This is a genomic window from Pseudomonas kitaguniensis, from assembly GCF_049199985.1.
GTDB lineage: Bacteria > Pseudomonadota > Gammaproteobacteria > Pseudomonadales > Pseudomonadaceae > Aquipseudomonas > Aquipseudomonas kitaguniensis.
In genome coordinates this window covers 15,617-40,277 of record NZ_JBLZPT010000018.1, presented here as the reverse complement: position 1 = coordinate 40,277, position 24,661 = coordinate 15,617, and the positions used below count along the sequence as shown (strand labels likewise).

General features: G+C 60.6%; 30 protein-coding genes. 20 read left to right on the top strand and 10 right to left on the bottom strand.

The window, feature by feature from the left end; genetic code table 11:
• Positions 1–54 precede the first annotated feature (54 nt).
• From ACOZK9_RS20175 to pilG, 4 genes are read right to left on the bottom strand one after another with little or no spacing between them, the layout of a single operon-like run.
• Positions 55–2,106, bottom strand: a complete 2,052-nt coding sequence (locus ACOZK9_RS20175; protein ID WP_058414535.1) for a methyl-accepting chemotaxis protein — start codon at positions 2,104–2,106, stop codon at positions 55–57.
• Positions 2,103–2,627, bottom strand: a complete 525-nt coding sequence (locus tag ACOZK9_RS20170; RefSeq protein ID WP_421556412.1) for a chemotaxis protein CheW — start codon at positions 2,625–2,627, stop codon at positions 2,103–2,105. Before ACOZK9_RS20170 ends, ACOZK9_RS20175 begins: the two co-directional genes overlap by 4 nt.
• A 12-nt stretch (positions 2,628–2,639) precedes the next feature.
• Entirely contained in the window at positions 2,640–3,005 is a 366-nt protein-coding gene (gene pilH / locus ACOZK9_RS20165) for a twitching motility response regulator PilH (protein WP_014720320.1), read from the bottom strand.
• 46 nt (positions 3,006–3,051) lie between these two features.
• Positions 3,052–3,462 carry a twitching motility response regulator PilG gene (gene pilG, locus ACOZK9_RS20160; protein WP_058414537.1) on the bottom strand — a complete coding sequence of 137 codons (411 nt, stop codon included), beginning with the start codon at positions 3,460–3,462 and terminating at the stop codon, positions 3,052–3,054.
• Positions 3,463–3,739: 277 nt separating this feature from the next.
• Between pilG and ACOZK9_RS20155 the strand changes: the two genes are divergently transcribed.
• From ACOZK9_RS20155 to ACOZK9_RS20115, 9 genes are all read left to right on the top strand, one after another.
• The gene (locus ACOZK9_RS20155; protein ID WP_421556411.1) at positions 3,740–4,948 is read left to right on the top strand and encodes an S-type pyocin domain-containing protein; all 1,209 of its coding nucleotides are present in this window, start codon (positions 3,740–3,742) and stop codon (positions 4,946–4,948) included.
• Positions 4,949–4,966: 18 nt separating this feature from the next.
• Positions 4,967–5,332, top strand: a complete 366-nt coding sequence (locus tag ACOZK9_RS20150; protein ID WP_421556410.1) for a DUF6572 domain-containing protein — start codon at positions 4,967–4,969, stop codon at positions 5,330–5,332.
• Between the two features lie 114 nt (positions 5,333–5,446).
• Positions 5,447–6,418, top strand: a complete 972-nt coding sequence (gene gshB, locus ACOZK9_RS20145) for a glutathione synthase (protein ID WP_122251158.1) — start codon at positions 5,447–5,449, stop codon at positions 6,416–6,418.
• Between the two features lie 108 nt (positions 6,419–6,526).
• Positions 6,527–7,432: an energy transducer TonB gene (locus tag ACOZK9_RS20140; protein WP_058414541.1), complete on the top strand. Its 906-nt coding sequence runs from the start codon at positions 6,527–6,529 to the stop codon at positions 7,430–7,432.
• A gap of 117 nt (positions 7,433–7,549) precedes the next feature.
• Positions 7,550–8,119: a YqgE/AlgH family protein gene (locus ACOZK9_RS20135; RefSeq protein WP_058414542.1), complete on the top strand. Its 570-nt coding sequence runs from the start codon at positions 7,550–7,552 to the stop codon at positions 8,117–8,119.
• On the top strand, positions 8,119–8,556 hold the full coding sequence (gene ruvX, locus ACOZK9_RS20130) for a Holliday junction resolvase RuvX (protein WP_003213744.1): 438 nt from the start codon (positions 8,119–8,121) through the stop codon (positions 8,554–8,556). Before ACOZK9_RS20135 ends, ruvX begins: the two co-directional genes overlap by 1 nt.
• 82 nt (positions 8,557–8,638) lie before the next feature.
• On the top strand, positions 8,639–9,145 hold the full coding sequence (gene pyrR, locus ACOZK9_RS20125; protein ID WP_058414543.1) for a bifunctional pyr operon transcriptional regulator/uracil phosphoribosyltransferase PyrR: 507 nt from the start codon (positions 8,639–8,641) through the stop codon (positions 9,143–9,145).
• Positions 9,146–9,169: 24 nt separating this feature from the next.
• Positions 9,170–10,174 (top strand): aspartate carbamoyltransferase catalytic subunit, encoded by a 1,005-nt coding sequence (locus ACOZK9_RS20120; protein WP_058414544.1) that lies wholly within the window; start codon positions 9,170–9,172, stop codon positions 10,172–10,174.
• Positions 10,171–11,442, top strand: coding sequence for a dihydroorotase (locus ACOZK9_RS20115; protein ID WP_122251160.1), 1,272 nt, complete (start codon positions 10,171–10,173; stop codon positions 11,440–11,442). The genes ACOZK9_RS20120 and ACOZK9_RS20115 overlap by 4 nt, the downstream gene beginning before the upstream one ends.
• A 39-nt stretch (positions 11,443–11,481) precedes the next feature.
• On the opposite strand, the gene ACOZK9_RS20110 is transcribed toward ACOZK9_RS20115, so the two are convergent.
• Positions 11,482–11,910 carry an NINE protein gene (locus tag ACOZK9_RS20110; RefSeq protein ID WP_058414546.1) on the bottom strand — a complete coding sequence of 143 codons (429 nt, stop codon included), beginning with the start codon at positions 11,908–11,910 and terminating at the stop codon, positions 11,482–11,484.
• 248 nt (positions 11,911–12,158) lie between these two features.
• On the opposite strand from ACOZK9_RS20110, the gene ACOZK9_RS20105 reads away from it, so the two are divergent.
• Positions 12,159–12,797, top strand: coding sequence for a C40 family peptidase (locus ACOZK9_RS20105; protein ID WP_099234834.1), 639 nt, complete (start codon positions 12,159–12,161; stop codon positions 12,795–12,797).
• A 76-nt stretch (positions 12,798–12,873) separates the two neighbouring features.
• Here ACOZK9_RS20105 and ACOZK9_RS20100 read toward each other — a convergent pair whose 3' ends face one another.
• Positions 12,874–13,908, bottom strand: a complete 1,035-nt coding sequence (locus tag ACOZK9_RS20100) for a type IV pilus twitching motility protein PilT (protein WP_058414548.1) — start codon at positions 13,906–13,908, stop codon at positions 12,874–12,876.
• A 57-nt stretch (positions 13,909–13,965) separates the two neighbouring features.
• On the opposite strand from ACOZK9_RS20100, the gene ACOZK9_RS20095 reads away from it, so the two are divergent.
• From ACOZK9_RS20095 to ACOZK9_RS20055, 9 genes are all read left to right on the top strand, one after another.
• Positions 13,966–14,652 (top strand): YggS family pyridoxal phosphate-dependent enzyme, encoded by a 687-nt coding sequence (locus ACOZK9_RS20095; protein ID WP_421556409.1) that lies wholly within the window; start codon positions 13,966–13,968, stop codon positions 14,650–14,652.
• A 33-nt stretch (positions 14,653–14,685) separates the two neighbouring features.
• Positions 14,686–15,504: a pyrroline-5-carboxylate reductase gene (gene proC, locus ACOZK9_RS20090; RefSeq protein ID WP_152748003.1), complete on the top strand. Its 819-nt coding sequence runs from the start codon at positions 14,686–14,688 to the stop codon at positions 15,502–15,504.
• Positions 15,505–15,528: 24 nt separating this feature from the next.
• Positions 15,529–16,116, top strand: a complete 588-nt coding sequence (locus ACOZK9_RS20085; protein ID WP_421556408.1) for a YggT family protein — start codon at positions 15,529–15,531, stop codon at positions 16,114–16,116.
• Positions 16,117–16,308: 192 nt separating this feature from the next.
• Positions 16,309–17,448, top strand: a complete 1,140-nt coding sequence (gene metX, locus ACOZK9_RS20080) for a homoserine O-succinyltransferase MetX (protein WP_058414552.1) — start codon at positions 16,309–16,311, stop codon at positions 17,446–17,448.
• A gap of 7 nt (positions 17,449–17,455) precedes the next feature.
• Entirely contained in the window at positions 17,456–18,076 is a 621-nt protein-coding gene (metW, locus tag ACOZK9_RS20075; RefSeq protein WP_058414553.1) for a methionine biosynthesis protein MetW, read from the top strand.
• Positions 18,077–18,097: 21 nt separating this feature from the next.
• A complete protein-coding gene (locus ACOZK9_RS20070; protein ID WP_058414554.1) occupies positions 18,098–18,532 on the top strand; it encodes a DUF4426 domain-containing protein in 435 nt (144 codons plus the stop codon).
• Complete coding sequence (rdgB, locus tag ACOZK9_RS20065; RefSeq protein WP_421556407.1) at positions 18,532–19,125, top strand: RdgB/HAM1 family non-canonical purine NTP pyrophosphatase; 594 nt, start codon at positions 18,532–18,534, stop codon at positions 19,123–19,125. The genes ACOZK9_RS20070 and rdgB overlap by 1 nt, the downstream gene beginning before the upstream one ends.
• 1 nt (position 19,126) lies before the next feature.
• Positions 19,127–20,329 (top strand): radical SAM family heme chaperone HemW, encoded by a 1,203-nt coding sequence (gene hemW / locus ACOZK9_RS20060; RefSeq protein ID WP_421556406.1) that lies wholly within the window; start codon positions 19,127–19,129, stop codon positions 20,327–20,329.
• Between the two features lie 17 nt (positions 20,330–20,346).
• Positions 20,347–20,670, top strand: coding sequence for a DUF3392 domain-containing protein (locus ACOZK9_RS20055; protein ID WP_058414557.1), 324 nt, complete (start codon positions 20,347–20,349; stop codon positions 20,668–20,670).
• 157 nt (positions 20,671–20,827) lie between these two features.
• On the opposite strand, the gene trmB is transcribed toward ACOZK9_RS20055, so the two are convergent.
• The 4 genes from trmB to ACOZK9_RS20035 form a co-directional block, all read right to left on the bottom strand.
• On the bottom strand, positions 20,828–21,553 hold the full coding sequence (trmB, locus tag ACOZK9_RS20050) for a tRNA (guanosine(46)-N7)-methyltransferase TrmB (protein WP_058414558.1): 726 nt from the start codon (positions 21,551–21,553) through the stop codon (positions 20,828–20,830).
• A gap of 9 nt (positions 21,554–21,562) precedes the next feature.
• Complete coding sequence (locus ACOZK9_RS20045) at positions 21,563–22,357, bottom strand: thiazole synthase (protein WP_421556405.1); 795 nt, start codon at positions 22,355–22,357, stop codon at positions 21,563–21,565.
• A gap of 48 nt (positions 22,358–22,405) precedes the next feature.
• A complete protein-coding gene (gene thiS / locus ACOZK9_RS20040) occupies positions 22,406–22,606 on the bottom strand; it encodes a sulfur carrier protein ThiS (protein WP_172979986.1) in 201 nt (66 codons plus the stop codon).
• A 70-nt stretch (positions 22,607–22,676) separates the two neighbouring features.
• Complete coding sequence (locus ACOZK9_RS20035; RefSeq protein WP_421556404.1) at positions 22,677–23,057, bottom strand: DUF423 domain-containing protein; 381 nt, start codon at positions 23,055–23,057, stop codon at positions 22,677–22,679.
• Between the two features lie 74 nt (positions 23,058–23,131).
• Here ACOZK9_RS20035 and mtgA point away from each other — a divergent pair, with 74 nt between their 5' ends.
• Entirely contained in the window at positions 23,132–23,854 is a 723-nt protein-coding gene (mtgA, locus tag ACOZK9_RS20030; RefSeq protein ID WP_058414561.1) for a monofunctional biosynthetic peptidoglycan transglycosylase, read from the top strand.
• Positions 23,855–24,661: the final 807 nt, after the last annotated feature.

Here is a 24,661-nt window from a genome sequence, read left to right as displayed (position 1 = left end):
TTGGCTGATACACCGCCATCGGGAGCAAGCCCCCTGCCACATTCGGATGGCATTTCACTCATCTACCGGTCGCGCCGGCGGCAAGGTGAAACCCGACACCGAGCGGCGCAACTGGCTGGCCATTTTTGCCAGGTTGCCGATGCTTTCAGCGGTGGCGGTAGAGCCCGACGACGTTTGCGTGGTGATCTGCTGGATCACGTTCATGGTCAGGGAAATCTGCCCGGCCGACGACGTCTGTTGCTGCGCCGCATTGGAAATACTCTGAATCAACGCTGCGAGGGTTTTCGACACGCCTTCAATCTCTTCCAGCGCCACCCCGGCATCCTGGGCCAGCCGTGCGCCGCGCACCACTTCGGTGGTGGTCTGTTCCATGGAGATAACCGCTTCATTGGTGTCGGTCTGAATCGCCCGCACCAGCGTTTCAATCTGTCGCGTGGCGGCCGACGAACGCTCGGCCAGCCGCTGCACTTCATCGGCCACCACGGCAAAGCCGCGCCCGGCGTCACCGGCCATGCTCGCCTGAATCGCGGCATTGAGGGCGAGGATGTTGGTTTGGTCGGCAATGTCGTCGATCAGGCTGACGATGTCGCCAATTTCCTGAGACGACTCGCCCAAGCGCTTGATGCGTTTGGCGGTGTCCTGAATCTGCTCGCGAATGTTGTCCATGCCGTGGATGGTGTTGTGCACCACCTCGTTGCCCTTGTTGGCAATTTCTACCGAACGCTCGGCCACCGCCGAGGACTCCGCAGCGTTGGCCGACACTTGGTCGATGGACTGGGCCATCTGGTTGATCGCGGTCGACGCCTCGGCAATTTGCTGGGCCTGATGCTCCGAGGCTTGGGCCAGGTGCATGGCGGTGGCCTGCGTGTCTTGCACCGCACCCGCGACCTGCCCGGCCGTCAGGTTGATGGTGGCGACCAGGTCGCGCAACTGGTCCACGGAATAGTTGATGGAGTCGGCGATGGTGCCGGTGAAGTCTTCAGTCACCGAGGCCGTCACGGTGAGGTCACCGTCGGCCAGGTCTTCGATCTCATCCAGCAGGCGCATGATCGCGTTCTGGTTACGCTCGTTTTTCTCGGCGGTTTCATGCAATTGGCGATTGGTTTCACGCACCATCACCAAACCGATCAGGATGATCGAGGTCAGCGCCAACAGGCCCAGCACGTAGCCGCCGATGGTGTCGAAGCTGCGCCCGCTGGCGAGGTTTTCGAAGCCGGTGGCCAAGTGCGAGGCTTCATCGAGCAGGGTTTGCGACAGGTTGAAAATATTGCTCGCCGACGCACGCACCTGAAACAACTGCGGCGAGGTTTCGAGAATTTCATCCACGGAGCCTGAGACAAACTCAAACAGCTCGGCGATTTCGGCCAGTCGTGCACGCGCATCGGGGTCTTCGACCTGGCTGATGCGCAGCCCGGCGTTACCCTGCAGCATGCCGTTAAGCACCTGACCAAAACGGTTGGCGTCACGGCCAAACGCATCGGCGGCCTGCACCGAGGTTTCGTCGCCGGCCAGCACAGTGTTGACCGCGCCCAAAATTCGCTCAGCGAGCAACGATTGGCGCTGGGCCAGTACCACTTGGCTGGCCGGGGCGCCGCGTTGCAGCAGGATGTCGACAACCTTTTCCGACTCCATCTGCAATTGCGGCACGGTCTCGGCCAGGGTTGCGGCCACTTGGTGCAACGACAACACTGTCTGCTCGCTGGCAAGAATCGCGTCGGTGTTTTTCAGCAGGGCTTCCCAGTCGGTCTGCACCGCGCGCATTTCTGCGCGCACCGCGTTGGGCGCGGCGGGCAGCCCGGTCTCGGTGTCACCTTTTTTCAGGTAGCCCCAGCGCTGGGCGAAGTCGTTGCGCGCATCGCCCAGCAGTTTGAACGCGGCAGCCTTGCCGGCAGCGGCTTCGGTGGCGTTCTTGGCGATGCGCTGGGACAACACGCGCAGCTCACCGGCGTGGCCGATGTACTGCTTGTCGTAGGTGGACTGGGTGTTGAGGTACGCGAAGTTGGCGAACAACAGCATGATGAACACGATCAGCGCGATAAACAGCACGATGATCTGCGAACGGCTGCGCGACGCGGCTTGCGGTTTGGGCGTGGTAGCGGTGCTCATGCGGCGACATCCATGAAGCCTGGCGCCTGGGCCAAAGCGAAGGGGCTGAAGACCTGCCACAGCCGGTCGCCGTCGAACTGGCCCTGGATAAACGGCGCGTCGGGGCTGGCGCTCGTTAACAATGCGTCTTGTGCAAAATGCTGCATGCCCACCACCTCGTCCACCAGCAGCCCGACAAACAGGTCATTGAATTCCACCACCAGCACGCGCCGTTGCTTGCGCGCCTTGGACAGCTCAAAGCCGAGAAAACCGCCCAAGTCCAACACCGGCAGCAAGCGCCCGCGCAGGTTCGCCACGCCCTTGACCCAAGGTTTTACCCTTGGCATCACCGTGCAGCGCGGCTCATGCAGCACCTCGGCGACTTCACCCATGGGCGCCACGTACGCATGCGGCCCCAGGCGAAAGCCGATCCCGCTCCAACGCTGCAAGCGAGCTTCCTGGGACGGCAGGTCGGCGGCCAAAAGGCGGCAGCGGTTGTCGATGCCCAGCAGCAGCTCGAAGGCGGTTTGCGACTCGGTCATGATGGCGTGCCGTCAGCCGGCCAGCACCTTGTTCAGGGTGGCGATCAGGGTTTCTTCGTCCACAGGTTTGGTCAGGTAGTCCTTGGCGCCTTGGCGCGCGCCCCAGATTTTGTCGGTTTCCTGATCTTTGGTGGTGATGATGATGATTGGAATGCCGTTGGTTTCAGGCTCTTTGGACAACTGGCGCGTCGCCTGAAAACCATTAAGGCCCGGCATCACGATGTCCATCAGCACCGCATCGGGTTTTTCCTGGCGCGCCAGGGCCACGCCGTCCGCGCCGTTTTCAGCCTTGAGAACCTGGTGGCCGTGCTTTTCGAGCATGCCGGTGAGTTTGTACATTTCAGTCGGCGAATCGTCGACGATCAGAACGCGTGCCATGGTTTTCCCCACTACATTGGTAGACGCAGGCCCCTCTGGGGCGCCGTCAGTGTGCTTGTTGTTCTACTGCGGCGAAGCCGGGCACATAGGCCTTGATCGCGCTCAGCAGTTCTTCCTTGCTGAAAGGTTTGGTCAAAAACTGATCGACACCGACGATGCGCCCCTTGGCCTTGTCGAACAGGCCGTCTTTGGAAGACAGCATGATCACCGGGATCGACTTGAACGCCGGGTTGTTCTTCACCAACGCGCACGTCTGATAACCATCAAGGCGCGGCATCATGATGTCGACAAAAATAATGTGCGGGTGATGATCAACAATCCGCGCCAGAGCATCAAAACCGTCGATGGCCGTGATCACATCGCAGCCTACGTTTTTCAACAAGGTTTCAGCCGTGCGGCGGATGGTTTTCGAATCGTCGATCACCATCACTCTCAAGGCGTTGGAATGCTGTTCCATATCTGCTCTACCATCGCCACAGCGAATCGGTTTTCGGTGTGTACTGCCTGATGTTGTAAAGGGTGTGCAGTGAAACCCAATGGTGCATGAGCTTATGTGCCATGGGAGCCTTTTTAGCACAGTCTGGAGAAAATTCATCTCAGGAGAGTAGGGGTTTCGATCCGCAACAGCTTAAAAAACGCGAACTTTCCCACTTAAACTAACAACCCTTCCGACAGATAGCTCAGCCACTACCCGGTAGCGTTCTTGCACCAAAAAGAACGAACAAGGATGCCGCATGAGCGGTTATGTCCCCAAGCCGGCACGTCCCAACGCGAGCACCACAAGCCGCAATAGCGGTGTAGAACCTGTCGACCTCCACGCCTTGTACTGGGCGCAATACCCCGACCTTCCCGACGAGTCGCAAACCCGGCCCACGCCCACAGGCTGCGTTTTTGCCAAGAGTTGCAACCTGCCCGACGGCGTTATCAACCACCAGCACCCGACGGGTTTTGTACCCGTTGAAAGGCTGGCCGACTACGGCATGTGGGCAGTGCTCGGCACTGGCACCGCGATTTCGGCGCAGGGTTCACCGCTGCAATGGGTTGCTGGCTCTGCCTCCGGCCGCGCTGTCGCCAATCGCCTGGCCGGCTCACTGGCGCTGACACTGCTGGAGGGCGCGGGCGCCCTGGCTGCAAGCGCCACAGTCGGCACCGTCGCACTGCTGATGCCGAACGCTACCGCAGCCGACAGTGCCTTCTACACACAAGACCAGTACGCAACGCTTGAAGCGGGCCGCACACGGGTGCGCGTCAACGTGAAGACCTTGCCGGATGGTTCGGTCAACGCCTACGGCTTCTACACGGGCGGTAAAGCGGACTGGGAAAGTGTTCCGGTTATCAAGGCTGAAAAAAAGGGCGAGCAGTACGTCGCCGATATAGGCAACGGCATTGGCCTGACGTGGACGCCCGCGGTGAATCCGCAGGGTGTGCTGGGTATTCCGGCACTGGAAGGTGCGCCACCGCTGCGCACGGTTTGGGTGTACCCGCCGACACCGCAGGCGGAAGCTGCGCTGCACAACCCGCAACATCCGCCGGAGTTTCAGGATGCGATTATCTGGTTTCCAGCGGATGCGGGTATTGCGCCGATTTATGTGGTGCTTAGTACGCAGCTGGAGAAGAACAAGGTGGCGGGGGCTGCTTATGAGGAAGAAGCTTATGGGCTGTATTCCAAAAACAGGCAATACGCAGTCCAACAGATAACCTTGAAAACCGAGAGCGGTACGAAGGTTCGCGTCGATATGATGGGAAGAGGCTCTGATGGTGAGATCGAATGCATCGAATGCAAAGCCTCCGAGACGGCACCACTGACGCGCAATCAAAAACGCGCATTCCCGGAAATAGAGGAAAGTGGCGCAGTAATTGTAGGCAAGGGTAAGCCCGGTTTTCCAGGGGGGACAGTTATCCCGCCCACTCGAATAAAGATCTCTCGACCGAAAAAAACTTAATGAAAAGAAGGAGCAACCATGTCCGTAACAGACCCCAAAGTCATTGATATGTGCGGTTTCCCAAATGAGGATTGCAGCAAGATAACTCTAGGCATCTCGGACCACCTCGGCTGGGCTAATCCAACTGAACAGGGTGAACACCTGCTAATGCTCCAGGCAAAAATCAATGCGTATGTCGCGTTCATTGAGAGCGGAGAGATTTACACCGAGGTGCCTCGCGCAGTGGGTAAACACCCGATCATTCAGGTGCTCGGGTTGTATGCACTCTCGGAACAAGGCGAGCGGTTCATCAAACAAGCAACGGCGGTGCTGGAGCCCCTCGGTATCGGGCTGGAATTCGAATACTACGGTGATAAAGAACAATTCGCAGTCTTTCGCACCTGACAGTTCAGCCTGACACGCAGGCTCTCTGACAGCGGTTTTTCCTTGACCCACAACAGCCGCAGCGCCACTCTGACGCCACTTTTATGCGCCCTAATTTGCTAGAGGAAATACCCCATGAGCGTACGCGTCGGCATTGTCATGGACCCTATCGCCAGCATTTCCTATAAAAAGGACAGCTCGCTGGCCATGCTCCTGGCCGCCCAGGCCCGCGGCTGGACGTTGTTCTATATGGAACAGCGCGATCTTTACCAAGGCGACGGCGAGGCCCGTGCACGCATGCGCCCGCTGCAGGTGTTTGCCAACCCAGAGAAGTGGTTCGAGCTTGCGGACGAGATCGACAGCCCGCTGAGCGATCTGGATGTCATCCTGATGCGCAAGGACCCGCCGTTCGACATGGAGTTTGTTTACTCCACCTACCTGCTGGAGCAGGCCGAACGCGCTGGCGTGCTGATCGTCAACAAGCCGCAGAGCCTGCGCGACTGCAATGAAAAGCTGTTCGCCACCCTGTTCCCACAGTGCACGCCGCCCACCGTGGTCAGCCGCCGCGCCGATGTGTTGCGTGAATTCGCCGCCAAACACGGTGACGTAATCCTCAAGCCGCTGGACGGCATGGGCGGCACCTCGATCTTCCGTCACCGCGCAGGCGACCCTAACCTGTCGGTGATCCTCGAAACCCTGACGGCGCTGGGCACCCAACAGATCATGGGCCAGGCTTATATTCCGGCGATCAAGGACGGCGACAAACGCATCCTGATGATCGACGGCGAGCCGGTGGACTATTGCCTGGCGCGTATTCCGGCAGCGGGCGAGACCCGTGGCAACCTGGCCGCCGGTGGTCGCGGCGAAGCGCGCCCGCTGACAGAAAAAGATCGCTGGATTGCAGCCCAAGTCGGCCCAACCCTGCGGGAAAAAGGCCTGCTGTTTGTAGGACTTGACGTAATCGGTGAGAACCTTACCGAAATAAACGTCACCAGCCCGACGTGTATTCGCGAGATAGACAACGCATTTGGCACGAACATCGGCGAAATGCTGATGGCAGCCATACATGCAAAACTGCAAGCCGCAGGCGGCAAGCCGCACGCTTAAGGCGAACCGCGTACAAGCTCGCGGCTTGTAACTTGTCGCTTGAAGCTAAAAACCAACATTGCGTTATCATGCGCAACCTGTGAAACGCGCGATGTTGGTTTTTTTGTGATGACGCTCCCGTCCGATCTGCCCCCCGAACTCTCCCGAAGCGGCGTGCGCCCGGCTGATCGGCTCGGATTTACGCTGTTCCTGGCGGCACTGATCCACCTCGCGTTGCTGCTCGGCCTGGGCTTCACCTTTGCCGAACCCAAGCAAATCAGCAAAACCCTGGAAATTACCCTCGCCACGTTCAAGAGCGAAAAAAAGCCCGAAAAGGCCGACTTTCTGGCTCAGGACAACCAGCAAGGCAGCGGTACGCTCGACAAAAAAGCCGTGCCCAAGACCACCGAAGTGGCGCCGTTCCAGGACAACAAGGTGAATAAAGTCTCACCGCCGCCGACGCCCAAGCCCGAGGTCAAGCAGGCTGCGCCCAAGGCCGCAGTCACCACCGTCGCGCCCAAACCGCAAAAAGCCCCGACCCAGCGCGAGAAAACCAAGACCGAGCCGCAGCCCGAGCCGGTTAAACCGGCACCGACTTTCGACAGCTCGCAGCTCTCCGACGAGATCTCCAGCCTTGAGGCGGAATTGGCCAACGAACAACAGTTGTATGCCAAACGCCCGCGTATCTATCGGCTGAACGCCGCCTCGACCATGCGCGACAAAGGTGCCTGGTATAAGGACGAGTGGCGCAAAAAGGTCGAACGCATCGGCAACCTCAACTACCCGGACGAGGCCCGACGCCAGCAAATCTATGGCAATTTGCGCTTACTGGTGTCGATCAACCGTGATGGTTCGTTATACGAAGTGCAGGTGCTGGAGTCGTCCGGCCAGCCGCTGCTTGACCAAGCCGCCCAGCGCATCGTGCGCCTGGCCGCGCCTTTTGCGCCGTTCACCGGCGACCTGAACGACGTCGACCGTCTGGAAATCATCCGCACCTGGAAATTCGCCCGGGGCGACCGCCTGTCGAGCAATTAAAGGCGCAAGAGCCTTTGGGTTGTAACAAGGCTGCCCATTGTGGCGGGCGGGCTTGCTCGCCGCAGTTTCATTAACTCCAGCTTGTCAGTTCGCCACTCCAACGCCACACTAGAGGACATGAAAAATGTCAGCCCGACCTACCTCAAGCATCAATTCTTGATCGCCATGCCGCATATGGCCGACCCGAACTTTGCGCAAACCTTGACCTACATTGTCGAGCACACAGCCAATGGTGCGATGGGGTTGGTGGTGAATCGCCCGCAGACGCTGAACCTGGCGGATATTCTTGAGCAATTGCGCCCCGAAATCGACCCGCCAGCGCGTTGCCAACACGTGCCGATCTACAACGGTGGGCCGGTGCAGACTGATCGCGGTTTCGTGCTGCACCGCACCGGGCCGACGTTCCAGGCCACGGTGGACCTTGACGGCGTGTCGCTGTCGACGTCCCAAGACGTATTGTTCGCTATCGCGGACGGCATCGGGCCTGAGCAAAGCGTGATCACCCTCGGCTATGCCGGGTGGGAAGCCGGGCAACTGGAGGCCGAGCTCGCCGACAATGCCTGGCTGACCTGCCCTTTCGACGCCGACATCCTGTTCAATACCGCAAGCGAGGCGCGCCTGGAAGCGGCGGCAGCCAAGCTGCGCGTCAACCTCAGCCTGCTGACCAGCCAGGCGGGGCACGCCTGATGGCTTTGCGTTTGATCCTCGGTTTTGACTATGGCACCAAACAGATCGGCGTAGCGGTCGGCCAGGTCATTACCGGCCAGGCCCGCGAACTGTGCACCCTCAAAGCCCAAAACGGCGTGCCGGACTGGAACCAGGTCGAAGCGCTGATCAAAGAATGGAAACCCGACGCGGTGGTGGTCGGCCTGCCGTTGAACATGGACGGCACACCGAGCGAGATGTGCCTGCGCGCCGAAAAGTTCGCGCGCCGCCTGAATGGCCGCTACAACCTGCCCTTCTATACCCACGACGAACGCCTGACCACCTTTGAAGCCAAAGGTGAGCGCCGCGACCGTGGCGGGCAAAAAGGCAGCTACCGCGACAACCCCGTGGACGCCATCGCCGCCGCTTTGCTGTTGCAAGGTTGGCTGGACGAAAACACCGCGTTATTTGAATCCTGACTGACGCGGCTTGCCGCGTCTTTTTACGTTTGAGCCCGGACCTTGCGGCCACCTCGCTACGCAAGGCCTTGAAGGAGCCACCATGAGCCTGCCCAATCCCGCCGAACTGATCAGCCAGATGGCGACTAGCCTCAAGGCGCACCTGCAACAGCGTGCCATCAGCGAACCGCGTTTTATCGGCATTCGTACCGGCGGCGTATGGGTGGCCCAGGCGTTGCTGGAAGAGCTGGGCAGCGACTCGCCACTGGGCACGCTGGATGTGTCGTTTTATCGCGATGACTTCAGCCAGAACGGCCTGCACCCGCAAGTGCGGCCCTCGGCGCTGCCGTTCGAAATCGAAGGCCAGCACCTGGTGCTGATCGACGACGTGCTGATGAGCGGCCGCACCATCCGCGCCGCCCTGAACGAACTGTTCGACTACGGCCGGCCCGCCAGCGTGACACTGGTGTGCTTGCTTGACCTTGAGGCTGGCGAATTGCCGATCAGCCCGGACGTGGTCGGTGCCACGCTGTCGCTTTCAGCCCACCAGCGGGTAAAATTGTCCGGTCCCACGCCGCTCGAACTCGAACTGCAAGACCTTGCCCTTTAAACCGCCTTGTAAAGAGTCCCCGCGATGACGCCTTTAGATGCCAAGCGCCCGCTGCAGCTCAATGCTCAGGGTCAGTTGCAACACTTCTTGTCCCTCGACGGTTTGCCCCGCGAACTGCTCACTGAAATTCTCGACACTGCCGACTCGTTCCTCGAAGTCGGTGGCCGAGCGGTGAAGAAGGTCCCGCTGCTGCGCGGCAAAACCATCTGCAACGTGTTCTTCGAGAACTCGACCCGCACCCGCACCACCTTTGAACTGGCGGCCCAGCGCCTCTCCGCGGACGTGATCACGCTGAACGTGTCGACCTCGTCGGCGAGCAAGGGCGAGACCCTGCTCGACACGCTACGCAACCTGGAAGCCATGGCCGCCGACATGTTCGTGGTGCGCCACGGCGACTCCGGCGCCGCGCATTTCATCGCCGAACACGTGTGCCCGCAGGTGGCGATCATCAACGGCGGCGACGGCCGCCACGCCCACCCGACCCAAGGCATGCTCGACATGCTGACGATCCGCCGGCACAAAGGCGGCTTTGAAAACCTCTCGGTGGCCATCGTCGGCGACATCCTGCATTCGCGGGTGGCGCGCTCGAACATGCTGGCCCTGAAAACCCTGGGTTGCCCGGACATCCGCGTGATCGCACCGAAAACCCTGCTGCCCGTCGGCATCGAGCAGTACGGCGTGAAGGTTTACACCGACATGGCCGCAGGCCTCAAGGGTGTGGACGTGGTGATCATGCTGCGCCTGCAACGCGAGCGCATGTCGGGTGGCCTGCTGCCGAGCGAAGGCGAGTTTTACCGCCTGTTCGGCCTGACCACCGCACGCTTGGCCGGCGCCAAACCGGACGCCATCGTGATGCACCCAGGTCCGATCAACCGCGGCGTGGAGATTGAGTCGGCGGTGGCCGACGGCCCTCAGTCGGTGATCCTGAACCAAGTGACTTACGGCATCGCCATACGCATGGCGGTTCTGTCCATGGCCATGAGCGGGCAAACCGCGCAACGTCAATTCGAGCAGGAGAAGGCCCAGTGAAGCTCAGCATTCTTGGCGCCCGAGTCATCGACCCGGCCAGTGGCCTGGATCACGTTACCGACCTTCATCTGGAAGCCGGCAAGATCATCGCCATCGGCGCCGCGCCCAGCGGTTTCAGCGCCAGCCAGACCATCGACGCCAAAGGCTTGGTGGCCGCGCCGGGCCTGGTCGACCTCAACGTCGCCCTGCGCGAGCCGGGTTACAGCCGCAAAGGCAACATCAACAGCGAAACGCGTGCCGCCGCTGCGGGTGGCGTGACCAGCCTGTGCTGCCCGCCGCAGACCAAGCCGGTGCTGGACACCTCGGCCGTGACCGAGCTGATCCTCGACCGCGCCCGCGAAGCCGGCAATTGCAAAGTGTTCCCTATCGGCGCCCTGAGCAAAGGCCTCGAAGGCGAACAACTCGCTGAGCTGATCGCCCTGCGCGACGCCGGTTGCGTGGCCTTCGGCAACGGCCTGGAAGGCTTTCGCAGCACCCGCACACTGTGCCGCGCGCTGGAATACGCGGCCACGTTCGATTTGACGGTGATCTTCCACTCGCAAGACCGCGACTTGGCCGAAGGCGGTTTGGCGCATGAGGGCGCGGTGGCCAGCTTCCTCGGCCTGCCGGGCATCCCGGAAACCGCCGAAACCGTGGCGCTGGCCCGCGACCTGCTGTTGGTGGAGCAAAGCGGCGTGCGCGCGCACTTCAGCCAATTGACCAGCGCTCGCGGCGTCGCCCTGATCGCCCAAGCTCAGGCGCGCGGCCTGCCGGTTACGGCGGATGTGGCGCTGTATCAGCTGATTTTGACCGATGAAGCGCTGATCGACTTCTCCAGCCTGTACCACGTGCAGCCGCCGCTGCGCACCCTGGCTGACCGTGACGGGTTGCGTGCGGCAGTGAAGTCGGGTGTGATCTCGGCGATCTCCAGCCATCACCAGCCGCACGAGCGGGATGCCAAGCTGGCCCCGTTTGGCGCGACAGAGCCCGGCATCAGCAGCGTCGAGCTGTTGCTGCCGTTGGCGATGACGTTGGTGCAAGACGGTTTGCTCGACCTGCCGACATTGCTGGCACGCCTGAGCGCAGGCCCAGCCGAAGCGCTGCGTTTGCCAGCGGGTAAGTTGGCGGTGGGCGCGGCGGCGGATCTGGTGCTGTTTGATCCGGCCCGTTCCACGGTGGCCGGTGAGCAGTGGCTGTCCAAAGGCGAAAACTGCCCGTTCATCGGCCATAGCCTGCCGGCGACGGTGCGGTACACCTTGGTGGATGGCCGAATCAGCTACCAGGCCTGATAGCGATCGTTCCCACGCGCGTGGGAACGATCAACAGACTCAGCGCCCGCCGATGCGCTCGGCATTGCGGATCGACACCTGCGTGTTCAGCGTCCAGAAGTCATACAGCACCCCCACCAGAAACAAACCGCCGGTCAGCAGGTAAATCAGGCCGGTGATCCATTTGCCCTGGTACATGCGGTGCACGCCGAACACCCCCAGGAACGCCAGCAGTATCCAGGCCACGTTGTATTCGATAGGCCCGGCGGTAAAACGCAGGTCCGCTTCACGGTCCATGGCCGGGATCAGGAACACGTCAATCAGCCAGCCGATACCGAACAAGCCAAAGGTGAAAAACCAGATCGTCCCGGTCACAGGCTTGCCGTAATAGAAACGATGCGCCCCGGTAAAACCTAAAATCCAAAGCAGGTAACCAATCACCTTGCTGTGGGTGTCCTGCTGCGAATAATCCTGTCGATAGGTGTTCATGACGTACCTCTTTTGCCTCGATAGATAAATTTTTTCATTTTCTTTGTGACTTTTTTACGGGCGCCCGACGCACGGCAAATGGTATCTTCCTTCCCGCAAAGCCTTATGCCACCTGACTTCTGTCGGACAATAGCGTCAATTCGTCGCGTTTTAACGAATTTGACCCCAGGGTTCAGTCGACAAACGGCCTGAGAACGACACAAAAAGCTGTTATAAAGTTGCGCGCAAACCTAAAAGAGCCACGCCGAATGCGACCATTTTTCAAGACATGGCTAACCATCTGCCTATTAATGCCACTGGCCGCCCACGCCACCAATCGTGAGCAACGACTTCCTAACGTTAACGGTTTTACCCCTAAAGTTCATAGCGCTCCAGGCACTGCCAAAACCGCAAAGCTGACTGTTAAACGCCCAACTCAATTGAGCAAGGCCCACAACGGTAAAGCCACTCCCGGTCTTATGGCGGTTAACACCAAGCAAAGCAGCAACGTCCTCAGCCGCGCCGTTAACGTGCTCGGCACTCCTTATCGTTGGGGCGGCAGCAGCCCAAGTAAAGGGTTCGACTGCAGTGGTTTGGTGAAATATGCGTTTAACGACGTAAAAGCTGTGGATTTGCCGCGCACCTCCAACGCCATGGCCGCTGGCCACGGGATGAAGGTTGACCGCAAAGACTTGAAACCGGGCGACCTGTTGTTCTTCAAATTGAAGAGCCGCCAGGTCAACCATGTTGCCATCTACATGGGCAACGATCGCTTCATCCACGCCCCAAGCCGTGGCAAAGCGGTGAGCATCGACACGCTGAAAAAGCCGTTCTGGGACAAGAACTACGTGGTTGCCAAACGTGTTCTGCCTAAAGAACAAAGCAATCTGCGGATTGTGCAGCGCTGATACCGGGCTGAATGCGGTAAACATGTGGGAGGGGGCGCTGCACCCTCCCACATTTGATTTGATTTGCCGAGCGGCCTCATAGGTCTGCTGGCACCCTCGCCTGCCCGCGCGCGTCTTCCAGGCTAACCACCCCCTCGCCGACCAACGCCTTCAAACTCATGTCCAGCGTCTTCATGCCCAGCGCCCCGCCGGTCTGAATCGCTGAAACCATCTGCGCGACCTTGTCCTCGCGAATCAAATTACGAATGGCCGGTGTGCCCAGCATGATTTCGTGCGCCGCCACTCGCCCACCGCCGACCTTTTTCACCAGCACCTGGGCCACCACCGCCTGCAACGACTCAGACAGCATCGAGCGCACCATGGCCTTTTCCCCCGCCGGGAATACATCGACCAGCCGGTCTACGGTTTTCGCCGCCGAGGTTGTGTGCAAGGTGCCAAAGACCAGATGCCCGGTCTCGGCCGCGGTCAGCGCCAGGCGGATGGTTTCGAGGTCACGCAATTCGCCCACCAGAATCACATCCGGGTCTTCGCGCAGCGCCGAACGCAGCGCTACCGAAAAACTGTGGGTATCGCGGTGCACCTGCCGCTGGTTGATCAATGCCAGTTGCGGCGTGTGGATAAATTCGATGGGGTCTTCCAGGGTGAGGATGTGCTGACGCCGGTGCCGGTTGAGGTAGTCGATCATCGCCGCCAGTGTGGTGGACTTGCCGCACCCGGTAGGCCCGGTGACCAACACCAGGCCGCGCGGCAACTCGGCAATGCGCTGAAACACAGGCCCCAGCCCCAGGCCTTCCAGGCTTTGCACCTGTGCCGGAATCGTACGAAACACCGCGCCCATGCCGCGATCCTGCTGAAATACATTCGCCCTGAATCGCGCGACGCCCGGCAGTTCAAAGGCGAAATCCGTTTCAAGAGATGTTTCGAAATCCTTTTGTTGGTATTGGCTGAGCAAAGGGCTTAATAAGTCCGCAACTTGCGGCGGTGAAAGCGCCGGCCCATCCAGCGGCCAGACCTCGCCATCGACGCGCAGCATCGGTGCCAGCCCGGCCGACAAATGCAGGTCGGAGGCGCCACGGCGCACGCTGGCCGTGAGCAATTCAGTGATATCCATAGGGCTTTCCATTTCCAGTAGAATGCCGCGGACTCCATATCCACGGGTGCATCTTGAATGTCGACGATAGCAGACAACATTGGTTTGGTTAGCGAGCGTATCCGTGCCGCGGCCCACGCCGTGCAACGTGACGAAAGCAGCATTCACCTGCTGGCCGTGAGCAAAACCAAACCCGCGCAGGCTGTGCGTGAAGCGTTTGCCGCCGGGGCCCGCGATTTTGGCGAGAACTACCTGCAGGAAGCCTTGGGCAAACAGGCCGAATTAACCGACCTGCCCTTGAGTTGGCACTTCATCGGCCCCATTCAATCGAACAAGACGCGCGCTATCGCCGAGAACTTCGCTTGGGTGCATTCCGTGGAACGCCTGAAAATCGCACAACGCCTGTCCGAACAACGCCCGGCCGAGCTGCCGCCGCTGAATATCTGCATTCAGGTCAACGTCAGTGGCGAAGCCAGCAAGTCCGGCTGTACGCCCGCCGACCTGCCGGCCCTGGCCAATGCGATCAGCGCCCTGCCGCGCCTGAAGCTGCGTGGCCTGATGGCAATTCCTGAGCCGACGGACGATCGCGCCGCGCAAGACGCAGCGTTCGCTACCGTCAGCGAGTTGCAAGCCAGCTTGAACCTGCCGCTCGACACACTTTCCATGGGCATGAGCCACGACCTTGAGTCGGCCATCGCCCAAGGCGCCACGTGGGTGCGGATCGGTACCGCGCTGTTTGGCGCCCGCGACTACGGCCAGCCATGAAATGGCTGACTTCCCTCTGAATAAGGACCTGTCATGAGCAACACGCGTATTGCCTTTATCGGCGCCGGTAACATGGCGGCCAGCCTGATCGGTGGCCTGCGGGCCAAAGGCCTGGAAGCGGCGCAGATCCGCGCCAGCGACCCGGGCGCCGAGACCCGCGCCCGCGTGAGCGCCGAGCACGGCATTGAAACGTTTGCCGACAATGCCGAGGCCATCCAGGGCGTTGATGTCATCGTGCTGGCAGTCAAGCCGCAAGCCATGAAGGCCGTGTGCGAAAGCCTGCGCCCGAGCCTGCAACCGCACCAGTTGGTGGTGTCGATCGCCGCCGGCATTACCTGCGCCAGCATGACCCAATGGCTCGGCGCTCAACCCATCGTGCGCTGCATGCCCAACACCCCGGCGCTGCTGCGCAAGGGCGTGAGCGGCTTGTACGCGACTGCCGAAGTCAATGCCGCACAGCGTGATCAGGCGCAAGAACTGTTGTCTGCGGTGGGCATCGCCGTGTGGCTGGAACACGAACAGCAACTGGACGCGGTCACCGCCGTGTCCGGCAGCGGCCCGGCCTACTTCTTCCTGTTGATCGAAGCCATGACCGCCGCTGGCGTGAAGCTGGGCCTGCCACGCGAGATTGCCGAGCAACTGGCCGAGCAAACGGCTCTGGGCGCTGCGACAATGGCGGTGTCCAGCGAAGTGGATGCTGCCGAGCTGCGCCGCCGCGTAACGTCGCCAGGCGGCACCACGCAGGCTGCCATCGAATCGTTCCAGGCCGGGGGCTTTGAAGCCCTGGTGGAAAAAGCACTGGGTGCTGCCTCGCATCGTTCGGCTGAAATGGCCGAGCAACTGGGCAAATAGTCGTCCCCTTCATAGGAAACCAACATGCTCGGAATCAATGACGCTGCCATTTTCATCATCCAGACCTTGGGCAGCCTGTACCTGCTGATCGTGCTGATGCGCTTTATCCTGCAACTGGTGCGGGCGAACTTCTACAACCCGCTCTGCCAGTTCGTGGTCAAGGCCACCCAACCGCTGCTCAAGCCGTTGCGCCGAGTGATCCCGAGCCTGTTCGGCCTGGATATGTCGTCGCTGGTGCTGGCGCTGCTGTTGCAGATTGCGCTGTTTGTGGTGATCCTGATGCTCAGCGGCTACCAGGCCTTCACCGTGCTGCTGTTGCCATGGGGCCTGATCGGCATTTTTTCGCTGTTTTTGAAAATCATCTTCTGGTCGATGATCATCAGCGTGATCCTCTCGTGGGTCGCACCGGGCAGCCGCAGCCCTGGCGCCGAGCTGGTGGGCCAAATCACCGACCCAGTGCTGGCGCCTTTCCGTCGGTTGATCCCCAACCTCGGTGGCCTGGATATTTCGCCGATTTTCGCGTTTATCGCGATCCAGCTGCTGCAAAGCTGGGTGATCCCGCGCCTGGCTTACTATGCGTTCATGCCTAAAGAGCTGTTCGGGCTGATCTGATTCGCGAGCCGCGTGTGTGGGGGCTGGCTTGGCTGCGATTGAATCACTGCGGTGTAACTGAAACACCTTGGTGCCTGCATCGCAGGCAAGCCAGCGCCCACATTTTGTATCTGCGTACTGGTGCAGGCCTTTGCTTGCCGCTGGGGTCCCCGCTCTTTAGACTTACGCCTCATTTAAACGAGAGCAGGGTCGATGCCAACTGCCTTTCCCCAAGATTCTGTTGGACTGGTCGTGCCCCAAGTGGCGCACTTCGGCGAACCGCTGGCCTTGGCCTGCGGGCGTTCGCTGCCTGCCTATGACCTGATCTACGAAACCTACGGCCAACTGAACGCCACGGCGAGCAACGCCGTGCTGATCTGCCACGCCTTGTCCGGCCATCACCACGCTGCTGGTTTCCACAGCGTTGACGAGCGCAAGCCCGGCTGGTGGGACAGCTGCATCGGCCCCGGCAAGCCCATCGACACCGACAAGTTCTTTGTCGTCAGCCTCAACAACCTCGGCGGCTGCAACGGCTCCACCGGCCCGAGCAGCCTGAACCCGGAGACCGGCAAGCCGTTCGGCGCAGACTTCCCGGTACTCACCGTCGAAGACTGGGTGCACAGCCAAGCGCGCCTCGCCGACCTGCTGGGCATTCGCCAATGGGCTGCCGTTATCGGCGGCAGCCTCGGCGGGATGCAAGCGCTGCAGTGGACCATCAGCTACCCGGACCGCGTGCGCCATTGCCTGGCGATTGCCTCGGCTCCCAAGTTGTCGGCGCAGAACATCGCCTTCAACGAAGTGGCGCGCCAGGCGATTCTCACCGACCCCGAGTTCCACGGCGGCTCGTTCCAGGAGGCCGGCGTGATTCCCAAGCGCGGCTTGATGCTGGCGCGAATGGTCGGGCACATCACTTACCTGTCCGATGATTCCATGGGCGAGAAATTCGGCCGTGGGCTCAAGAGCGAAAAGCTCAACTACGACTTCCACAGCGTCGAGTTCCAAGTCGAGAGCTACCTGCGTTATCAGGGCGAGGAGTTTTCCGGGCGTTTCGACGCCAATACCTACCTGCTGATGACCAAGGCGCTGGACTACTTCGACCCTGCGGCGAACTTTGACGACGACCTGGCAAAAACCTTCGAAGGCGCCACGGCCAAGTTCTGCGTGATGTCGTTCACCACCGACTGGCGCTTCTCGCCAGCGCGCTCGCGTGAGCTGGTCGACGCCTTGATGGCCGCCAAGAAAGACGTCTGCTACCTGGAAATCGATGCTCCGCAAGGCCATGACGCCTTCCTGATTCCGATCCCGCGTTACCTGCAGGCTTTCAGCAACTACATGAACCGCATCATTTTGTGAGAACGCCATGAGAGCCGACCTGGAAATCATCCAAGACTGGATCCCCGCCGGCAGCCGCGTGCTCGACCTTGGCTGCGGCGATGGCGAACTGCTGAGCTGGCTGCGCGACAACAAGCAAGTCACCGGCTATGGCCTGGAAAACGACCCGGACAACATCGCACAGTGCGTGGCCAAGGGCATCAACGTGATCGAGCAGGACCTGGACAAAGGCCTCGGCAACTTTGCCAGCAACAGCTTCGACATCGTGGTGATGACCCAAGCCCTGCAAGCGGTGCATTACCCGGACCGCATACTCGACGAAATGCTGCGTGTGGGCCGCCAGTGCATCATCACCTTCCCCAACTTCGGCCACTGGCGCTGCCGCTGGTACCTGGCCACCAAGGGCCGGATGCCGGTATCGGACTTCCTCCCATACACGTGGTACAACACGCCGAACATCCACTTCTGCACCTTCCAGGACTTCGAAGCGTTGTGCGGCGAGCGTGAGGCCAAAGTGATCAACCGCCTTGCTGTCGATCAACAGCACCGCCACGGCTGGGCGAGTAAACTATGGCCCAATCTGTTGGGCGAAATCGGTATTTACCGGGTCAGCAGCCCGGGCCTCGCGGACCACAAAATTGCCGTCTAATCATTTTCAAGAGGGACGCACATGAGTCGTTTGGCTGTTTTTTTACTGACCGCACTGCTTGGCGTCAACGCCATGGCGGCCGACGTTATCGACCCTGATCGCAAGAAAGAATTTGGCGACATCACCGTGCGCTACAACACCTTCACGTCCAGCTTCCTGCAGCCCGAAACCGCGCAGGCGGTGGGCGTGGTGCGCAGCAAGAACAAGGGTTTGATCAATGTGTCGGTGTTCAAGGGCGTGACGCCCGTGGTGGCACAAGTCACCGGCACCATCAAAGACTTGAGCGGCAAGAGCGAAGTACTGACGTTCAAGCAGATCACCGAAAAAGGCGCGACCAATTACCTCGCGCCGTATTCGGTGCCGCAACAGGAATTCAGGACCTTCACGATCAACGTTGAAACCGGTGGCAAGGCGCACAGTTTCAATTTCGTCCAAGAACTCTTTCCGGCTGAATAATGAACCTCACACACCTCGTACTGGCCAGCCATAACGCCGGCAAACTCAAAGAACTCCAGGCCATGCTCGGTGAGTCCGTGCAACTGCGCTCCATTGGCGAATTCAGCCAGGTTGAGCCGGAAGAAACCGGCCTGTCGTTCGTCGAGAACGCCATCCTCAAAGCGCGCAATGCCGCGCGTATTTCCGGCCTGCCAGCGCTGGCGGATGACTCGGGCCTGGCGGTGGATTTTCTCGGCGGCGCGCCTGGCATTTACTCGGCGCGTTATGCCGACGGCAAGGGCGACGCGGCGAACAACGCCAAGCTGCTGGAGGCGCTCAAGGACGTGCCGGATGCACAACGCGGCGCGCAGTTCGTGTGTGTGCTGGCGCTGGTGCGGCATGCCGATGACCCGTTGCCGATTCTCTGCGAAGGCCTGTGGCACGGGCGCATCCTGCACGCCGCCAGCGGCGAACAGGGTTTTGGCTACGACCCGCTGTTCTGGGTGCCGGAGCGCAATGTGTCGAGCGCTGAACTGAGCCCGGCGGACAAGAACCAAATCAGCCATCGCGCCCGCGCCATGGTGCTGCTGCGTCAGCGTCTGGGCCTGAACTGAAATGACCCAGAACACCTCCGCGCAGCCGCTGATCCACGGCGGCGCGCAAACACCGCGGGCGCCACTGCCGCTGCTGCCGCCCCTGGCGCTGTACATCCACATCCCGTGGTGCGTGCGCAAATGCCCTTATTGCGACTTCAACTCCCACACCGCGAGCAAGGTGCTGCCGGAAGAAGAGTACGTGGACGCGTTGCTGGCTGACCTTGATCAAGACCTGCACGCGGTTTACGGCCGTGAGCTGAGCTCGATCTTTTTTGGTGGCGGTACGCCCAGCCTGTTCAGCGCCGCCGCGCTGGGCCGTTTGCTTGAGGGCGTACAAGCGCGCATTGCGTTTGCCGCCGACATCGAGATCACCCTGGAAGCCAACCCCGGGACCTTCGAGCAAGAGAAGTTTGTGGCCTACCGCGCGCTGGGGATCAACCGGCTGTCGATTGGCATCCAGAGCTTCCAGCAAGAAAAACTCCAGGCGCTGGGCCGTATCCACAACGGCGACGAAGCCGTACGTGCGGCCGGCATGGCGCGTCAGGCCGGGTTCGATAACTTCAACCTGGACCTGATGCATGGCTTGCCCGACCAGTCACTGGAAGACGCCTTGGGCGACCTGCGCCAGGCCATCGCCCTCAACCCGACGCATTTGTCGTGGTACCAACTGACGCTGGAACCCAACACGGTGTTCTGGAACCAGCCGCCCGCACTGCCGGAAGACGACACGCTGTGGGGCATTCAGGAAGCGGGCCAGGCGTTGCTGGCCGAACACGGTTACGCGCAATACGAGGTGTCGGCCTACGCCCAAGCGGGCCGCCCGGCGCGGCATAACCTGAATTACTGGAGCTTCGGCGACTTTATCGGTATCGGCGCCGGCGCCCATGGCAAGCTCAGCCACCCGGACGGGCGCATCGTGCGCACCTGGAAGACCCGCGCGCCAAAGGACTACCTGAACCCGGCCAAAAGCTTTCAGGCCGGCGCGAAAGAACTCACCAATGACGAACTGCCCTTCGAGTTCCTGATGAACGCGTTGCGGCTCACCGAAGGCGTCGACGCCAGGCTCTACGCCGAGCGCACAGGCCTCGACTTGGCGAGCCTCACTGAAGCACGCACAGAAGCAGAACAAAGTGGCTTAATGCAGGTCGAACCGTCACGCCTGGCGGCGACCGACCGCGGGCAACTCTTTCTCAATGACCTGTTGCAGAAGTTTTTGAGCTGACGCTCTAAGGAAATCGAATGGATTGGGTACTCGACCTGCTCGCCACCGCGTCGCGCTGGAGCCGTAGCAACCTGTCGGAAATCTCGCTGGCACTTGTCGGCTGCCTGCTGGTGCTGTTCGGCGCCGACATCAAAGGCTGGGTTGAAGGGCGCCTGGGCAGTATCGCCGGCGCCTTGCGCGTACCGTTGATGGCGCTGGTGTGCATGGTCGGCAGCGGCGCGGCGTTGATCTACGCCACGCCGTGGATTGTGCGCGGGCTCAGCCAGTTCAATAACTACAGCCTGGCGCCGGTGTTGGTGGTGGTGCTGGTGTTGATCGGCGTAGTTGCCGACCGCCGCTGAGCCCTCACTCGACACAGATACACAGTGTGGGAGATACACCTGTGGGGGGGGGCTTGCTCCCGATGGCTGATTAACAGTCGACATCAATGTGACTGATTCACCGCCATCGGGAGCAAGCCCCCTCCCACATTTGATTGCATTTCAAGTCGAAGACGAATTAAGCCAGCTTCTCGAACTTCAAATCCCACACGCCATGCCCCAACCGCTCACCACGGCGTTCGAACTTGGTGATCGGGCGCTCAGCCGGGCGTGGCACGCATTTGCCGTCTTCGGCCAAATTGCGATAGCCAGGCGCTACGTCCATCACTTCCAGCATGTACTCCGCGTACGGTTCCCAGTCGGTGGCCATGTGCAGGATGCCGCCGGTTTTCAGCTTGCTGCGCACCAGTTCTGCGAAGGACGCTTGCACGATGCGACGCTTGTGGTGGCGCGACTTGTGCCATGGGTCCGGGAAGAACAGCATCAGGCGGTCGAGGCTGTTGTCGGCGATGCAACGGTTGAGCACTTCGATCGCGTCGCAGTCGTACACGCGCAGGTTAGTCAGGCCTTGCGTCAGTACGCCATTGAGCAGCGCGCCGACACCCGGACGGTGCACTTCAACACCGATGAAATCCTGTTCCGGCGAGGCCGCCGCCATTTCCAGCAGGGAGTGGCCCATGCCGAAGCCGATTTCCAGGGAACGCGGGGCCGAACGGCCAAACACCTGGTCGTAATCCACCGGCGCATCGGCCAGCGGCAAGACGAACAGCGGCGTACCCTGCTCCAGCCCTTTTTGCTGGCCTTCGGTCATGCGACCGGCGCGCATCACAAAACTCTTGATGCGGCGGTGCTTGGACTCGTCGCCTTCGTCCACGGTGTTCGGCGTTTCGTTTGATTCAGTCATCAATGGCTCTTACTTGATCAGACCATCCAGCGGCGAGGAGGCGCTGGCGTACAGTTTTTTCGGCATGCGCCCGGCGAGGTAAGCCAGGCGGCCCGCGACGATGGCGTGTTTCATGGCTTCGGCCATCATGATCGGCTGCTGGGCATTGGCGATGGCCGAATTCATCAGCACCGCTTCGCAGCCCAGTTCCATGGCGATGGTGGCGTCGGAAGCAGTGCCCACGCCTGCGTCCACCAGCACCGGAATTTTCGCTTCTTCGAGGATGATCTGCAGGTTGTACGGGTTGCAGATGCCCAGGCCAGTGCCGATCAGGCCAGCCAGTGGCATCACCGCGATGCAGCCAATTTCGGCGAGTTGGCGGGCGATGATTGGGTCATCGCTGGTGTAGACCATCACGTCGAAGCCTTCCTTGACCAGCGTTTCGGCGGCCTTGAGGGTTTCGATCACGTTGGGGAACAGGGTTTTCTGATCGGCCAGCACTTCCAGCTTCACCAGGTTGTGGCCGTCGAGCAGCTCACGCGCCAGGCGGCAGGTGCGCACGGCTTCGATGGCGTCGTAGCAACCGGCAGTGTTCGGCAGGATGGTGTAGCGGTCCGGCGGCAGAATATCCAGCAGGTTCGGTTCGCCCGGGTTCTGGCCGATGTTTGTGCGGCGCACGGCCACGGTCACGATCTCGGCGCCGGAGACTTCAATGGCCAGGCGGGTTTCTTCCATGTCGCGGTACTTGCCGGTGCCCACCAGAAGACGCGACTGGTAGGTACGACCGGCCAAGACGAAGGGCTTGTCGCTACGAACGATGCTCATGGGAAATCCTCGAAATAGGGTGAGGTTCTGCACAATCTCGGCAGGCGACTAGCCGCCGCCAATGGCGTGGACCACTTCAACCTGGTCACCCTCGGTGAGCGCGGTTTCGGCGTGCTGGCTACGCGGCACGATGTCCCGATTGAGCTCCACTGCGACCCGACGCCCGGTTAAGTCCAGACGGGTCAACAGGGCCGCAACGGTTTCGCCGTCGGGCAGTTCAAAGGGTTCGCCGTTCAACAGAATGCGCATGCCACGGGCCGCCATCGTTTTTAGGGGCCAGCATTCTAGCCCGATTGGCACTAAAGGTCAGCACCGAGCGTCAAGCGGGCAGTTGCAAGCGCCAAGCGGTGAGGCCCAGGAAGAACCAGCCGAGCAGGAACGCCAGCCCGCCAAACGGCGTGATGATCCCGAGTTTGCTGATGCCAGTCAGCGTCAGCACGTACAGGCTGCCGGAGAACAGCAAGATACCGAAGACAAACGAGATGCCCGCCCACGTCACCAGTCGGCCAGGAACGTGCACGGCCAATAACGCCACGCCGAACAGCGCCAGCGCGTGCACCAACTGGTAGGTCACGCCAGTGTGGAAGATCGCCAGGTACTCGGCGCTCAGACGGTTTTTCAGGCCGTGGGCGGCAAAGGCACCGAGAGCAACGCCGGTGAAGCCGAAAAAGGCAGCCAGCATCAGAAAGCTACGCAGCATGAGGAACTCCAATCAGACTCAAAGGGCCGGGTCTGTATAATGGCCCGCTCAACGGGTTCGGCCAAGCCATCTCTATGCTGCGTATCCTCTTCAAGCGTTTTCTCAAAGTCGTGAAATGGTTTGCCATCGGCAGCGTGCTGCTGGTGCTGCTGTTTCGTGTGGTGCCGCCGCCGTTCACCGCGTTAATGGTAGAGCGCAAGGTTGAATCCTGGTTTGACGGCGAGCCGATTGACCTGCAGCGCACGTGGGTGTCGTGGGACCAGATCTCGGATGACCTTAAAGTGGCGGTGATGGCCGGTGAAGACCAGCGCTTCCCGCAGCACTGGGGCTTTGATTTTGGCGCGATTCAGGCGGCGTTGCTGCATAACGAGCGCGGCGGTTCGATTCGCGGGGCCAGCACCTTGACCCAGCAAGTGTCGAAAAACCTGTTCCTGTGGACCGGCCGCAGCTATCTGCGCAAAGGCCTGGAAGCCTGGTTTACCGGGCTGATCGAGGTGTTGTGGCCCAAGCAGCGGATTCTTGAGGTGTACCTCAACAGCGTGGAATGGGACGAAGGTGTGTTTGGCGCAGAGGCGGCGGCGCGGCATCACTTTGGGGTGAGCGCCAAAGCGCTTTCGCGTCAGCAGGCCAGCTACCTGGCAGCGGTGCTGCCTAACCCACGGGTGTGGAGCGCCAGCCACCCCACGGCCTATGTGGCACAGCGCGCGGCGTGGATTCGTCAGCAGATGGGCCAGTTGGGTGGTGATGGTTACTTGGTGGAACTGAACAATTCCCGCAAGGCGCCCTGGTCGGACTGAAACTACACAAACCACTGTGGGAGGGGGTTTGCTGGAGAATGGGGGTGGCTCGGTTAACATTTTGCGGTGGTAGACATTGCGCCATCGCGAGCAAGCCCGCTCCCACAGTTGATCGCATCTCCAAGCGGCACAAAACAACTGTGGGAGAGGGCTTGCTGGAGAATGGGGCTGGCGCAGTTAACATTTTGCGGTGGTAGATATTGCGCCATCGTGAGCAAGCCCGCTCCCACAGTTGATCGCATTTTCAAGCGGCACAAAACAACTGTGGGAGAGGGCTTGCTGGAGAATGGGGGTGGTTCAGTTAACATTTGCGGTGGTAGACATTGCGCCATCGCGAGCAAGCCCGCTCCCACAGTTGATCGCATTTTCAAGCGGCACAAAACAACTGTGGGAGAGGGCTTACTGGAGAATGGGGGTGGTTCAGTTAACATTTGCGGTGGTAGACATTGCGCCATCGCGAGCAAGCCCGCTCCCACAGTTGATCGCATTTTCAAGCGGCACAAAACAACTGTGGGAGAGGGCTTGCTGGAGAATGGGGGTGGCTCAGTTAACATTTGCGGTGGTAGACATTGCGCCATCGCGAGCAAGCCCGCTCCCACATTTGATCGCATTTTCAAGCAGCACAAAACAACTGTGGGAGAGGGTTTGCTGGAGAATGGGGCTGGCGCAGTTAACATTTTGCGGTGGTAGACATTGCGCCATCGCGAGCAAGCCCGCTCCCACAGTTGATCGCATTTTCAAGCGGCACAAAACAACTGTGGGAGAGGGCTTACTGGAGAATGGGGGTGGTTCAGTTAACATTTGCGG

Excerpts from the sequence above, each read along its gene's own strand:
- metX (WP_058414552.1), top strand. The coding sequence starts at position 16,309 with ATGCCAACTGCCTTTCCCCAAGATTCTGTTGGACTGGTCGTGCCCCAA.
- thiS (WP_172979986.1), bottom strand. The coding sequence starts at position 22,606 with ATGCGCATTCTGTTGAACGGCGAACCCTTTGAACTGCCCGACGGCGAA.
- ACOZK9_RS20055 (WP_058414557.1), top strand. The coding sequence starts at position 20,347 with ATGGATTGGGTACTCGACCTGCTCGCCACCGCGTCGCGCTGGAGCCGT.
- trmB (WP_058414558.1), bottom strand. The coding sequence starts at position 21,553 with ATGACTGAATCAAACGAAACGCCGAACACCGTGGACGAAGGCGACGAG.
- hemW (WP_421556406.1), top strand. The coding sequence starts at position 19,127 with ATGACCCAGAACACCTCCGCGCAGCCGCTGATCCACGGCGGCGCGCAA.
- ACOZK9_RS20170 (WP_421556412.1), bottom strand. The coding sequence starts at position 2,627 with ATGACCGAGTCGCAAACCGCCTTCGAGCTGCTGCTGGGCATCGACAAC.
- rdgB (WP_421556407.1), top strand. The coding sequence starts at position 18,532 with ATGAACCTCACACACCTCGTACTGGCCAGCCATAACGCCGGCAAACTC.
- ACOZK9_RS20105 (WP_099234834.1), top strand. The coding sequence starts at position 12,159 with ATGCGACCATTTTTCAAGACATGGCTAACCATCTGCCTATTAATGCCA.
- ACOZK9_RS20070 (WP_058414554.1), top strand. The coding sequence starts at position 18,098 with ATGAGTCGTTTGGCTGTTTTTTTACTGACCGCACTGCTTGGCGTCAAC.
- ACOZK9_RS20110 (WP_058414546.1), bottom strand. The coding sequence starts at position 11,910 with ATGAACACCTATCGACAGGATTATTCGCAGCAGGACACCCACAGCAAG.
- ACOZK9_RS20175 (WP_058414535.1), bottom strand. The coding sequence starts at position 2,106 with ATGAGCACCGCTACCACGCCCAAACCGCAAGCCGCGTCGCGCAGCCGT.
- ACOZK9_RS20140 (WP_058414541.1), top strand. The coding sequence starts at position 6,527 with ATGACGCTCCCGTCCGATCTGCCCCCCGAACTCTCCCGAAGCGGCGTG.
- ACOZK9_RS20035 (WP_421556404.1), bottom strand. The coding sequence starts at position 23,057 with ATGCTGCGTAGCTTTCTGATGCTGGCTGCCTTTTTCGGCTTCACCGGC.
- ACOZK9_RS20085 (WP_421556408.1), top strand. The coding sequence starts at position 15,529 with ATGCTCGGAATCAATGACGCTGCCATTTTCATCATCCAGACCTTGGGC.
- pilH (WP_014720320.1), bottom strand. The coding sequence starts at position 3,005 with ATGGCACGCGTTCTGATCGTCGACGATTCGCCGACTGAAATGTACAAA.
- metW (WP_058414553.1), top strand. The coding sequence starts at position 17,456 with ATGAGAGCCGACCTGGAAATCATCCAAGACTGGATCCCCGCCGGCAGC.
- pyrR (WP_058414543.1), top strand. The coding sequence starts at position 8,639 with ATGAGCCTGCCCAATCCCGCCGAACTGATCAGCCAGATGGCGACTAGC.
- mtgA (WP_058414561.1), top strand. The coding sequence starts at position 23,132 with ATGCTGCGTATCCTCTTCAAGCGTTTTCTCAAAGTCGTGAAATGGTTT.
- ACOZK9_RS20095 (WP_421556409.1), top strand. The coding sequence starts at position 13,966 with ATGTCGACGATAGCAGACAACATTGGTTTGGTTAGCGAGCGTATCCGT.
- ACOZK9_RS20135 (WP_058414542.1), top strand. The coding sequence starts at position 7,550 with ATGAAAAATGTCAGCCCGACCTACCTCAAGCATCAATTCTTGATCGCC.
- gshB (WP_122251158.1), top strand. The coding sequence starts at position 5,447 with ATGAGCGTACGCGTCGGCATTGTCATGGACCCTATCGCCAGCATTTCC.
- ACOZK9_RS20150 (WP_421556410.1), top strand. The coding sequence starts at position 4,967 with ATGTCCGTAACAGACCCCAAAGTCATTGATATGTGCGGTTTCCCAAAT.
- ACOZK9_RS20100 (WP_058414548.1), bottom strand. The coding sequence starts at position 13,908 with ATGGATATCACTGAATTGCTCACGGCCAGCGTGCGCCGTGGCGCCTCC.
- proC (WP_152748003.1), top strand. The coding sequence starts at position 14,686 with ATGAGCAACACGCGTATTGCCTTTATCGGCGCCGGTAACATGGCGGCC.
- pilG (WP_058414537.1), bottom strand. The coding sequence starts at position 3,462 with ATGGAACAGCATTCCAACGCCTTGAGAGTGATGGTGATCGACGATTCG.
- ACOZK9_RS20155 (WP_421556411.1), top strand. The coding sequence starts at position 3,740 with ATGAGCGGTTATGTCCCCAAGCCGGCACGTCCCAACGCGAGCACCACA.
- ACOZK9_RS20045 (WP_421556405.1), bottom strand. The coding sequence starts at position 22,357 with ATGAGCATCGTTCGTAGCGACAAGCCCTTCGTCTTGGCCGGTCGTACC.
- ruvX (WP_003213744.1), top strand. The coding sequence starts at position 8,119 with ATGGCTTTGCGTTTGATCCTCGGTTTTGACTATGGCACCAAACAGATC.
- ACOZK9_RS20120 (WP_058414544.1), top strand. The coding sequence starts at position 9,170 with ATGACGCCTTTAGATGCCAAGCGCCCGCTGCAGCTCAATGCTCAGGGT.